Annotated in this window: 12 protein-coding genes; 6 read left to right on the top strand and 6 right to left on the bottom strand. The window is 75.4% G+C overall.

Going from position 1 to position 11,598, the window contains the following annotated elements; all coding sequences use genetic code 11:
* Positions 1-85 precede the first annotated feature (85 nt).
* The 3 genes from HJG43_04800 to HJG43_04790 all read left to right on the top strand — a co-directional run bounded on the left by HJG43_04800 (position 86) and on the right by HJG43_04790 (position 3,761).
* On the top strand, positions 86-1,228 hold the full coding sequence (locus tag HJG43_04800; GenBank protein UER53986.1) for a polyprenyl synthetase family protein: 1,143 nt from the start codon (positions 86-88) through the stop codon (positions 1,226-1,228).
* Between the two features lie 134 nt (positions 1,229-1,362).
* The gene (gene crtI, locus HJG43_04795) at positions 1,363-2,799 is read left to right on the top strand and encodes a phytoene desaturase (protein ID UER55713.1); all 1,437 of its coding nucleotides are present in this window, start codon (positions 1,363-1,365) and stop codon (positions 2,797-2,799) included.
* Positions 2,796-3,761 (top strand): phytoene/squalene synthase family protein, encoded by a 966-nt coding sequence (locus HJG43_04790; GenBank protein ID UER55712.1) that lies wholly within the window; start codon positions 2,796-2,798, stop codon positions 3,759-3,761. The genes crtI and HJG43_04790 overlap by 4 nt, the downstream gene beginning before the upstream one ends.
* 19 nt (positions 3,762-3,780) lie before the next feature.
* Here HJG43_04790 and HJG43_04785 read toward each other — a convergent pair whose 3' ends face one another.
* Positions 3,781-4,134, bottom strand: a complete 354-nt coding sequence (locus HJG43_04785; GenBank protein UER53985.1) for a DNA-binding protein — start codon at positions 4,132-4,134, stop codon at positions 3,781-3,783.
* A 407-nt stretch (positions 4,135-4,541) separates the two neighbouring features.
* Between HJG43_04785 and HJG43_04780 the strand changes: the two genes are divergently transcribed.
* From HJG43_04780 to HJG43_04770, 3 genes are read left to right on the top strand one after another with little or no spacing between them, the layout of a single operon-like run.
* Complete coding sequence (locus tag HJG43_04780) at positions 4,542-5,702, top strand: LysM peptidoglycan-binding domain-containing protein (protein ID UER55711.1); 1,161 nt, start codon at positions 4,542-4,544, stop codon at positions 5,700-5,702.
* Between the two features lie 57 nt (positions 5,703-5,759).
* Positions 5,760-7,718: a Stk1 family PASTA domain-containing Ser/Thr kinase gene (gene pknB / locus HJG43_04775; protein UER53984.1), complete on the top strand. Its 1,959-nt coding sequence runs from the start codon at positions 5,760-5,762 to the stop codon at positions 7,716-7,718.
* A gap of 4 nt (positions 7,719-7,722) precedes the next feature.
* Positions 7,723-8,640 (top strand): DMT family transporter, encoded by a 918-nt coding sequence (locus HJG43_04770; GenBank protein ID UER53983.1) that lies wholly within the window; start codon positions 7,723-7,725, stop codon positions 8,638-8,640.
* Positions 8,641-8,655: 15 nt separating this feature from the next.
* Here HJG43_04770 and HJG43_04765 read toward each other — a convergent pair whose 3' ends face one another.
* The 5 genes from HJG43_04765 to HJG43_04745 form a co-directional block, all read right to left on the bottom strand.
* The gene (locus tag HJG43_04765) at positions 8,656-9,354 is read right to left on the bottom strand and encodes an MOSC domain-containing protein (GenBank protein UER53982.1); all 699 of its coding nucleotides are present in this window, start codon (positions 9,352-9,354) and stop codon (positions 8,656-8,658) included.
* 5 nt (positions 9,355-9,359) lie between these two features.
* Complete coding sequence (locus HJG43_04760; GenBank protein UER53981.1) at positions 9,360-9,614, bottom strand: DUF2283 domain-containing protein; 255 nt, start codon at positions 9,612-9,614, stop codon at positions 9,360-9,362.
* Between the two features lie 9 nt (positions 9,615-9,623).
* Entirely contained in the window at positions 9,624-9,860 is a 237-nt protein-coding gene (locus HJG43_04755; GenBank protein ID UER53980.1) for a DUF4258 domain-containing protein, read from the bottom strand.
* 87 nt (positions 9,861-9,947) lie between these two features.
* Positions 9,948-10,559, bottom strand: a complete 612-nt coding sequence (locus tag HJG43_04750) for a molybdopterin-dependent oxidoreductase (GenBank protein ID UER53979.1) — start codon at positions 10,557-10,559, stop codon at positions 9,948-9,950.
* On the bottom strand, positions 10,556-11,539 hold the full coding sequence (locus tag HJG43_04745; GenBank protein UER55710.1) for a threonine aldolase family protein: 984 nt from the start codon (positions 11,537-11,539) through the stop codon (positions 10,556-10,558). The genes HJG43_04750 and HJG43_04745 overlap by 4 nt, the downstream gene beginning before the upstream one ends.
* Positions 11,540-11,598 lie beyond the last annotated feature (59 nt).

Below are 11,598 nucleotides of genomic sequence, written 5' to 3'. Positions count from 1 at the left end.
GACGGTCATGATGGTCCGAAGGACGATCAGAACGGTCCGAAGGACGGTCAGGACCACGCCCGCACTAGGCTGACGAGGAGAGCCGATGACCGTGACGGTCCGGAACGCGACAGGAGTAGCGGTGAGCCAGGCCCACGGCGTGCCCTCGCTGGCGGCGTCCCCGCTGGACGCCGCGGACCTGCGCCGGCGCCTCCAGCAGGAGCTCGACGCCTTCCTCGACCAGCAGAGCGCGGTGCTGGGCGAGCTGGGCACCGACTGCGAGCCGCTGGTCGGGTCGGTCCGGGGTCTCCTAGCCGGCGGCAAGCGGCTGCGGCCGGCGTTCTGCTACTGGGGCTACCGCGGGGCCGGCGGCCAGGACGGGCCCGGCGTCGTCCGGGCGGCGGCGTCCCTGGAGCTGTTCCAGGCCGCGGCGCTCATCCACGACGACGTCATGGACTCCTCGGACACCCGGCGCGGGATGCCGGCGGTGCACCGGCAGTTCGCCGACCTGCACGACGACGGCGGGTGGGGCGGTGACCGCGAGCGGTTCGGCCAGGCGGGGGCGATCCTCGCCGGGGACCTGTGCCTGTCGTGGTGCGACGAGCTGCTGTGCGGCAGCGGGCTGCCGACCACCGCGGTGGAGCGGGGCAAGGCGGTGTTCGACCGGATGCGCACCCAGCTGATGGGCGGGCAGTACCTCGACGTGCTCGCCCAGGCCGTCGCCGGCCGGCACCGGGAGGACCCGGTGGAGGCGGCGCTGCGGGTGGTGCGGTTCAAGAGCGCCAAGTACACGGTCGAGCACCCGCTGCTGCTCGGTGCCGCCCTGGCCGGTGCCGGGGAGGAGGTGCGGGCCGCGTACTCGGCGTTCGGGCTGCCGCTCGGGGAGGCCTTCCAGCTCCGGGACGACGTGCTGGGCGTGTTCGGCGACCCCGGGACGACCGGCAAGCCCGCGGGCGACGACCTGCGGGAGGGCAAGCGGACGGTCCTCGTCGCCCTCACCCTGCGCCGGGCTGACACGGCCGGCCGAGCCGTCGTGGAGCGGCTGCTCGGCGACCCCGGCCTGGACGCCGCCGGGGTGGCGGCCCTGCGGGAGGTCATCGTCGGCACCGGGGCCCTGGAGACCGTGGAGTCGATGATCACCGAGCGCGTCCGGGCCGCTCGCGAGGCCCTGGACGCCGCCCCCGTCACCCCCCAGGCCGCCGCGGTGCTGCACTCCCTGGTCGACGCGGCGACGACGAGGACCGCGTGAGCGCTGCGTCCGCCGCCGCGGGCCGGGCCCGGCGGCTGGCGGCGTCGCTGGCACCCGGACGGGTCCGGCGGGTGGTCGGTCCCACGGACCACGTCGTCGTCGTCGGGGCCGGGCTCGCCGGCCTGAGCGCCGCGATGCGGCTCGCCGGGGCCGGCCGACGGGTCACCGTGCTCGAGCGCGAGGAGGTCCCCGGTGGCCGGGCGGGACTGGTCCGGACGACGACGGCCGACGGGGAGTACCGGTTCGACACCGGGCCGACGGTCCTGACGATGCCGGACCTCATCGCGGACTGCTTCGACGCCCTCGGGGAGGACGTCGCCGACTGGCTGGACCTGCGCCCGGTGTCACCGCTGTACCGGGCCCGCTTCGCCGACGGGTCGAGCCTGGACGTGCACGCCGACACCGAGGCGATGGCCGCGCAGATCGAGGCCGTGATCGGTCCGGACGAGGCCGCCGGCTACCGGCGGTACGTCGACTTCGTCACCCGGCTGTACCGGTACGAGATCCGGGACTTCATCGACCGCAACATCGACACCCCGCTCGACCTGCTCACCCCCAACCTGGCCCGGCTCGTCGCCGCCGGCGGGTTCCGCCGCCTGGCCCCCAAGGTGGAGCAGTACCTGCGGGACGAGCGCACGCAGCGGGTCTTCTCGTTCCAGTCCCTGTACGCCGGGGTGGCTCCCCAGGACGCGATGGCCCTGTACGCGGTCATCGCCTACATGGACTCGGTGGCCGGGGTGTTCTTCCCGGTCGGGGGGATGCACGCGGTGCCGCGCGCGATGGCGGCCGCCGCGCAGCGGCACGGGGTGGAGATCCGCTACGGCACCACCGTCGAGCGGGTCGAGCACTCAGGGGGCCGTGCGACCGCGGTGGTCACCGCGGACGGGGAGCGGGTGCCCGCGGACGTCGTCGTGCTCAACCCTGACCTGCCGGTGGCCTACCGCGACCTGCTCGGCACCGTCCCGCGGCGGGTCCGCCACCTGGACTACTCGCCGTCCGCGTACCTGCTGCTGGCCGGCTCCACCGCCCGGTACCCCGGCACCACCCACCACCAGATCCTCTTCGGGCAGGCCTGGCGCAGCGTGTTCGCCGAGCTCACCTCCGGGCGGCTGATGAGCGACCCCAGCGTCCTGCTGTCGACGCCGACGGTGTCCGACCCCGGGCTGGCCCCGCCGGACCGGCACATCTACTACGTGCTGTTCCCGACCCCGCACAACGACGCCGGCGTCGACTGGGGCCGGATCGGCCCCCGGTACCGCGAGCACGTGCTGCGGACCCTCGAGGAGCGCGGGCTGACCGGGTTCGAGGCCGGGATCGAGGTCGAGCACGTGACGACCCCGGCGGACTGGGAGGCGCGGGGCATGGCGGCGGGGGCCCCGTTCGCCGCCGCGCACACCTTCCGGCAGACCGGGCCCTTCCGGCCGGGGAACATCTGGGGGGACAACGTCGTGCTGACCGGCTCCGGCACCCAGCCGGGTGTCGGCGTCCCGATGGTCCTCATCTCCGGGCGGCTGGCGGCCGAGCGGGTGCTCGGACCGGACCCGTCCTACCGGTCCCGGGCGTGGCGGTGAACAGCCACCGGCGAGCGGCGTGGCGTCGCCCGGCCGGGGCCACGTCCCTGGACGCCGCGGGGATCACCGACCCGCGGCTGCGGCAGGACTTCCTCACCTGCCGGGCCCTGCACGCCGAGCACGGCCGCACCTACTTCCTCGCCACCGGGCTGCTGCCGCCGGCCAAGCGGCCGTACGTCTGGGCGCTCTACGGGTTCGCCCGGTACGCCGACGAGCTCGTCGACTCCCTCGAGGCCCCCGACCCGGAGGCGCTGCTCACCTGGGGGGAGTCGTTCCTCGACGCGCTGCGCACCGGGACGGTGCACGACCCGGTGGGCAGGGCGATGCTGGCCACCGTCCGGCGCTGGGACATCCCGACCGAGCACGTCGAGGCGTTCCTGCGGTCGATGCGGATGGACATCACCCGCACCGGGTACGCCACGTACGCCGACCTCGAGGACTACATGTACGGCTCGGCCGCGGTCATCGGGCTGCAGATGCTGCCGGTGCTCGAGCCGGTGTCTGCGGAGGCGGCGTGCCACGCCCGGCTGCTCGGGGAGGCGTTCCAGATGTCGAACTTCGTCCGGGACGTCGGCGAGGACCTCGACCGGGGCCGGGTCTACCTGCCGCAGGAGGACCTCGACGCGTTCGGGGTGACGGTGGCGGACCTGCGGGCCGGGCGGGCCGCAGGCAGCACCCCGGCGGCGGTGCGGCGGCTGCTGGCCTTCGAGGTGGAACGGACCCGGGAGCTCTACCGGCGCGCCGAGCCGGGCATCGCCATGCTGCACCCGACCAGCCGGGACGCCATCCGCTGCGCGTACGTGCTCTACGGCGACATCCTCGGCGCGGTCGAGCGCAGCGGGTACCGGGTGCTGGAGCGCCGGGTCGCCGTGCCGCTGCCACGGCGTGCCCAGGTGGCCCTGCCGGCACTGGCCCGGGCCCGGTGGGCACGGGGCCAGGCCGTCCGCTGGCAGCAGGTCTGAGCGTCCGCGAGAAAACAGGTCAGAAGGCGAGCGCCTGCGCCCGCCGGCGCACCTCCCGCCGGCGCCCCGCCCGCAGCGCGGCCAGGGGTGTGCCCGGCAGGGAGTCGTCCGGGGTGAACAGCCAGCGCAGCATCTCCTCGGTGCCGAACCCGGCGTCGGCGAGGACCGTGACCGTGCCCGGCAGGTCGGCCAGCGGCTCGGGCTCGACGAGCGCCTCCGGCACACTGAGCACTCGCGGCTGCCCGCGCCGGACGGCGATCAGCAGCCCGTCGTCGATCATCCGCCGGACCCGGGAGACGTCCGTGCCGAGGCGCTCGGCGACGTCCGGCAGCGGCAGCCAGCTCCCTACGAGAGCGTCGAGGTCGTCGTCCACGGGGCCAGCCTGCCACGGGCCCCGTCCAGCGGCGGAGCGAATTCCGCCGGTGTAACTCGTGACCCGACCACCACCGCTCGTGTAGCGTCCCGCACGCCACGTGAGTCACACCAGTCTCACAGCATGACAGCCGCACCAGCCGGCCCGGGCCCCCCGGGTCGCGGGCACCGGCCGACCGGAGGACAGGACACCGCATGCAGTCCAGCGCCGCTCGCACCGCCGACCCGGCCCCCAGCGCACCGGCCGGTCACGGCCGCCGCCGCGCCGCGGCAGCCCTGGCCACTCTCGGGACGACCGCGCTCGGCGCCACGCTCGCCGCGCCGGCCGCCGCAGCGGGCACCGTCGTCGTCCGGGCCGGGGACACCGTCAGCCACATCGCCGTGCGCACCGGCACGTCGGTCTCGGCCATCGTCAGCGCCAACGGGCTGGACTCCCGGGCCACCATCCGGGTCGGCCAGCGGCTCACCGTGCCCGGCCCGTCAGCCACCCGAGGTCCTGCCCCGGCGGCCCCCACCGCGCTGCGGTACACCGTCCGGGCCGGGGACACCGTCAGCCACATCGCGGCGCGCACCGGCACGTCGGTCTCGGCGATCGTCAGCGCCAACGGGCTGGACTCCAGGGCCCTCATCCGGGTGGGCCAGACCCTGACGATCCCGTCCGCCACCTCGGCATCGCCGTCCTCGTCGTCCTCACCGGCGCCGGCCGGCGGCGCGTCCGGGCAGACCACGGACTCCGGGCAGACCACGTACACGGTGCGGGCCGGGGACACCGTCAGCCACATCGCCGCGCGGACCGGGCTGCCGATGACCGAGATCCTGCGGCTCAACGGGCTCAGCGCCACCAGCATCATCCGCACCGGGCAGACCCTGCGGCTGCCGGGCGCCGCCGCGCCGACCCCGCCGGTCGCCCCCGTGGTCCGCTCCACCCGCCCGTACACGGTCCGCGCCGGGGACACGCTGAGCCACATCGCCGTCCGGGAGGGCACGACGGTCGCCGCGCTGCGCGAGGCGAACCCCGGCCTGGACGGCCCGGGCACGATCCGCGTCGGCGAGCAGCTGCGGCTGCCGGCCGGCCCGACCCCGGTCCCGAACACCTTCGCCGGGCGCACCTACCCCGGCCCGGTCGCCGAGGCCGCCGCGGCCAACCGCGAGGTCCTCGCCACCCGCGACGTCCCCTCCCGGGACCAGATGCGCACGATCGTCGCCGACACGGCCCGGCAGTGGGGCGTTGACCCGGCGCTGGCCCTGGCGGTCGCGTACCAGGAGTCGGGCTTCAACATGCGCGCCGTCTCCCCCGCCAACGCGGTCGGGGTGATGCAGGTGATCCCGTCCTCGGGGCGGTGGGCCTCCGACCTGGCCGGGCGCCCGCTGGACCTGCTCGACCCGCACGACAACGCCACCGCCGGCGTCGTCATCCTGCGCTCCCTGCTGCGCTCGGAGCCCGACGACCTGGGCACCGCCATCGCCGGCTACTACCAGGGCCTGGCCGGGGTGCGCCGCAACGGGATGTACCCGGACACCCGGCGCTACGTCGCCAACGTGCAGACCCTGATGGCGCGTTTCCGGTAACGGCGCCGACGGCCCGCCTGCGCCGTTCGGCCGGGTGGCGACCGTAGACTCCCGCGGGTGGACACAGCGGTGAGCGACCCGCTCGTCGGCCGGTCGGTCGACGGCCGCTACGTCGTCCGCTCCCGGGTCGCCCGCGGCGGGATGGCCACCGTCTACCTGGCCACCGACACCCGCCTGGAGCGGGACGTCGCGCTCAAGGTCATGCACCCGCACCTCGCCGACGACGAGCAGTTCGTCGCCCGGTTCCACCGGGAGGCCCGCTCCGCGGCCCGGCTGTCCCACCCCAACGTCGTCGCGGTGTACGACCAGGGCGCGGACGGCGACTGCGTCTACCTGGCGATGGAGTACGTGCCGGGGCAGACCCTGCGGGACCTGCTGGCCACCTCGGCGCCGCTGTCCCCGCGGGAGGCGCTCGGCGTGCTCGAGCCCGTCCTCGACGCCCTCGGCGCGGCCCACCGCGCGGGCATCGTGCACCGTGACGTCAAGCCCGAGAACGTGCTGCTCGCCGACGACGGCCGGGTCAAGGTGGCCGACTTCGGCCTCGCCCGGGCCGCCAGCAGCGCCGCCAGCGGGACGACCCAGGGCATGCTCATCGGCACCGTCGCGTACCTGTCCCCCGAGCTCGTGCTGCGGGGGGTCGCCGACGCGCGCAGCGACGTCTACGCCGCCGGCGTCGTGCTGTTCGAGATGCTCACCGGCAGCCAGCCGTTCACCGGCGAGGTCCCGATCCAGGTGGCCTACCAGCACGTCAACACCGACGTCCCGGCCCCGTCCGAGCACGCCCCGGGGCTGCCGGCGGAGATCGACGAGCTCGTCCAGTGGGCCACCTCGCGCGACCCCGACCGCCGTCCCGCCGACGCCCGGGTGCTGCTCGCCGAGGTCCGCGACGTCCGGGCCGCCCTCAGCGAGGAGGACCTCGACCGGACCGCGGCCGGCGCAGCCGCCGGCGCGGGCGAGCCCGGGGACGGCCGGACCCTCGCCCTGCCCCGCACCGGGGCCGCGCTCGCCCTGCCCCTCGACGACACCGCCGAGCACGCCCGGCTCGCGCCGTCCGGGACCGACCAGGAGGACGGCACGTCGCGGCCGGCCGGTGACGGCGGACCCGACGTCCCGCCTGCCCGCCGCGACCGGCGACGCGGGCTGCTGCTCACGCTGGCGGTGCTGCTCGTCGGGGCGCTGGCGACCGGCGTCGGCCTGTGGTGGACCAGCGCCGGTCCCGGCGCCTGGACGACGACGCCCGCCGTCGTCGGGCAGCCGGTCGCCGACGCGCGCAGCGTGCTGACCGAGGCCGGCCTGCAGCCAGAGGTCACCGAGCGGTACGACGACGAGGTGCCCGAAGGGCAGGTCGCGGCCACCGAGCCGGGACCGGGCGAGCAGGTGCGCCGCGGAGGTGCCGTCACGCTGGTCGTGTCCGCCGGGCCGGAGTTCGTCGCCGTCCCGCCGCTGGCCGGTCTCCCCCTGGAGGAGGCACGCACCACGCTCGAGGACGCCCGGCTCGCGCTCGGCGACGTGACCGAGGAGTACAGCGAGGACGTCGCGAAGGGTCTGGTCGTGTCGCAGTCCGTCGCCGAGGGCGAGCGGTTGCGCCGAGGGGAACCGGTCGCCGTCGTGGTGTCCCTGGGACGGCAGCCGATCGAGGTGCCCACGGTCGTGGGGTCCTCTCGCGAGCAGGCGGAGCAGACCCTGACCGGCGCCGAGCTCGCCGTCGGCGAGGTCACCACCCAGCCGAGCGAGGAGGTCGCCGAGGGCGACGTCATCGCCCAGGACCCCGCCGACGGCACCCTGTTCCGGGGGGACCCCGTCGCGCTGGTCGTGTCGAGCGGGCCGCCGCTGGTCACCGTCCCGCAGGTGCAGGGCAGCCAGCTCAGAGAGGCCCGAGCGGTGCTCGAGGAGGCCGGTCTCGAGGTCGAGGTGGAGCGGCTGCTCGGCGGCATCTTCGGCACCGTCCACTCCACGGACCCTCCCGCCGGCAGCGAGGTCCGCAAGGGCAGCACCGTCGTGGTCCGGGTCGTCTGACCCGATGGGCAGGCCTCGGACCGAGGTCGCAGCCACCCTCGGCCTCACCGCGGTGACCGCCGTCTGGGGCTCGACCTTCTTCCTGATCAAGGACGTCGTGACCGTCCTGCCGGTGGCGGACTTCCTCGCCGTCCGGTTCTGGGTGGCGGCCGTGGTGATGGTGGCGGCGTCCTGGCCGCAGCTGCGCCGCCTCGACGCGGCGGCCTGGCGGCACGGCCTCCTGCTCGGCGCCGTCTACGGCGTCGCGCAGCTGCTGCAGACCTGGGGGCTGGAGCACACCTCCGCGTCGGTGTCCGGCTTCGTCACCGGCATGTACGTCGTGCTCACCCCTGTCCTGGCCGGGGTGCTGCTGCGCACCCGGACACCGGGCACGACCTGGCTGGCCGTGCTGCTGGCCACCGCCGGGCTCGCCGTGCTGTCGCTGCGTGGCCTGGCCGTCGGGTTCGGCGAGGCGGTCACGTTCGCGAGCGCAGCGGTCTACGCGCTGCACATCGTGGGTCTGGGCGCCTGGTCCGACCGCCGGCAGGCCGTCGGCCTGTCCACGGTGCAGATGCTGGCCATCGCGACGACGTGCACGGTCGCCGCCGTCCCGGACGGGATCACCGTCCCACCGGACGGCGGGGTGTGGGCCGCGGTGCTGTACATGGCGCTGGTCGCCGGGGCCGGTGCGCTCGTCGTCCAGACGTGGGCGCAGGCGCACCTGCCGGCCACCCGGGCGGCGATCGTCATGACCACCGAGCCGGTCTTCGCCGCCGTGTTCGCGGTCCTGCTCGGCGGGGAGTCGCTGGGCCCGCGGGTGCTGGCCGGCGGCGCGCTCGTGCTGGCGGCGATGTACCTCGCCGAGCTCGGTCCGCGGCGCTCCCGGCGGGAGCTGCCCGCCGCGCTCGACCCGCCGGCCGAGGCGCTGCACCACGAGCCCTGACCGGGACCGGGCCGATCAGGTCCCGACCCGCACCTCGTCGCCGGCCGCCACCCGTCCGGGCTGGACGACGGTGGCCCACACCCCGAGGCTGCCGCCGGCCGTCGCGTGCACGGCACGCAGGACGCGACGGTCGGCGGGCAGGTCCCGGGTCGCCATCGTCACCATGACGCAGCGGGGCATCAGGCCCTCGACCCTCAGCACCACCTCAGGCCCGAGGCGAAGGGTGCGCCACGCCTCCTCCGGGGGGAGGTCCTCCCGGCCGGGGAGCAGGTCGTCGAGGAGCACGTTGGCGCGGAACCGCCGGCCGTCCACCTCCTCGCCGACGGCGTCGGCGAGCCGGCGCAGGGCGGAGGCGGTCAGCAGGTGCACCGGGCCCGCGTCGAACGTGCTGGTGTCGTCCTCGGCGGCGAACCGCACCGGCTGGCCGGTGTGCGCCGCCAGGGCGGCGTCGGCGTCCGGTGTGCCCACGGGGTGGACGGCCCCGTCCGGGAAGGTGACCACGGGACCGGCCGGGCCGGTGGTCGCAGCGAGGTCGAGCAGGCCCCCGACCCGACCGAACCGGCGGGACGACTTGGCACTGCCGATCCGGCCGTCCTCGGTTTGCACGTACCAGGACCGGTCGCCGGCCAGGCCGCGGAGCACCACGTCCACCGCTTCGAGGCTCTCGCCGCCGAGGGACTTGACCGGGTACCGAGTCAGGGACGTGATCCTCATCGAGCTCAGTAGGACAGCTGGGGCATCCACTCGCGAGAGTCGCCGATCACGGGCTTGAGCTCAGGGAACACAGAGACGACCTCGGCGATCATCGACTCCGTGATCTGGTGCACAGCAACGGCGAAGTCGACTCCGACGGGATCGCCGTGCTCGTCGACGTCCACTGCGACGAGGTCGCCCACCTCAACCGTCCGGGCGCACGGGGTCTCCGAGAGCACCACGTAAGTGGCGCCCACGTCCGGGTCGTACTGCACGAGCACCGGCTCAGGCTACTCCTCTCCGCTGCGATCGGCGACGGTGACCACCACATCAGGATCGTGCGTCACGATCACCACCTTCAGCCTCCGACCCCCGGATGTCTCCCCGAGAACGACCGTCCGTTCCCCCGGATACTCGCGCGAGGCGTAGGAGGTTCGCGGGCTGAGCAGAACCTCCTCGATCTCCGAGAGGGCGATCCCTCGCTGCCTCATCCGTTGCCTGGCGTGGGCGGATGGTCGAAGCGGCACGTTGCGCACCGTAGTCGAGATGCGGCAGACCGGGGTGAGCGCCTGCACCATCGCCTTCGGACTGGGCGTCTTACGTCGCGCCGGCGCTCACTCCTGGTAGGAGTAGCGCTCCTCGCGCCACGGGTCGCCCACCGCGTGGTAGCCGCGCTCCTCCCAGAACCCGCGCACCGGTCGGGTCAGGTACTCGATGCCCCGCAGCCACTTGGGTCCCTTCCACGCGTACAGGTGCGGGACGACGAGCCGGACGGGGTGCCCGTGCTCGGGGGTGAGCTCGGCGCCGTCGAGGTGGGTGGCGAGCAGGGCTCGGGGGCTGGCGAGATCGTCGACGCGCAGGGTCGCCGAGTAGCCGAACTCGGCCCAGGCCAGCACGTGGGTGGCGTCGTCCGCGGGCGGGAAGGCCTCCAGCAGGGTCCGGGTGGCCGGGCCCTCCCACTCCAGGTCGGGCACCGTCCACCGGGCGACGCAGTGCAGGTCGGCCCGGACCCGGATCCGCGGCAGCGCGCGCAGCCCGTCGAGGTCCAGCTCGTGCTGCCGGCCGTCGGCGGTGGCCCCGCTGACGACCAGGCGCCAGCGGTCCGCCCGCAGGCGGGGCACCGGTCCGTAGTGCAGGACCTTGAGCCGGCTGGCCCGCCGCTGACCGGGTGGCAGCACCCGGGGGGCGGCGTCCGGCTCCGGCCCGCCGGCCGGCGGGCCACTCATCCCCGGTCGTCGCCGCGCAGCAGCCCGGCCAGCACGGTGGCGGCGTACCCGACGGCCTCGTCGTCGACGTCCAGGTGGGTCACCAGCCGAACGGTCCGGCGGCCCAGGACCGACACCGCGACGCCCTGGGCGAGCGCCGCCTGCGCGAACGGGGCGGCGTCGACGTCGAGGACGACGATGTTGGTCTGCACGGCGTCCGGGTCGACGCTGCCGGGCCGGGCCTGCGCGCAGGCCTCGGCGAGCCGGCGGGCGCGGGCGTGGTCCTCGGCGAGGCGCTCGACGTGGTGGTCGAGGGCGTGGAGCCCGGCCGCGGCGAGCACCCCTGCCTGACGCATCCCCGCCCCGTAGCGCTTGCGCCACACCCGCGCCTCGGCGATCCGCTCCGCCGACGACACGAGCACCGAGCCGACCGGGGCGCCGAGCCCCTTGGACAGGCACACCGAGACGGTGTCGGCGAGCGCCCCGTACTCGTGCAGGGGGACACCGGTGGCCACCGAGGCGTTCCACAGCCGGGCCCCGTCGACGTGGACGGCGACACCGGCCGCGGCCGTGCCCGCGCGCAGCTCCCGCAGGGCGTCCAGCGGCTGGACCGTGCCTCCGCCGAAGTTGTGGGTGTTCTCCACCGCGACCGCGGCGGTCGACACCTGGTACGGCCCGGCGTCCGGCAGCATCATCCCCAGCGGCGCCGCGGGGTCGAGCAGCCCGTGCGGTGCCGCCCAGGTTCGGGTCGTCACCCCGCCGAGCACGGCGTGGCCGCCGAGCTCGGCCCGGACGACGTGGGCGAGGGAGTCGCACAGCAGCTCCCGGCCCGCCGGCACGAGCAGGCGGACGCCGAGCATGTTCGCCAGCGACCCGGTCGGGGTGAACAGGCCGGCCTCGTGCCCGAGCAGCGCCGCCACCCGCTCCTCCAGGGCGGTGACCGTCGGGTCCTCGCCGTAGACGTCGTCGCCGACCTCGGCGTCGGCCATCGCCGCCCGCATCGCCGCCGTGGGCCGGGTCAGGGTGTCCGAGCGCAGGTCGGCCCGGACGCGAACCGTCG

Source organism: Kineosporiaceae bacterium SCSIO 59966, from assembly GCA_020881835.1.
Taxonomy (GTDB): Bacteria; Actinomycetota; Actinomycetes; order Actinomycetales; family SCSIO-59966; genus SCSIO-59966.
Note: the sequence above shows the minus strand (reverse complement) of the source record. Positions and strands in the feature narration are given on the sequence as shown.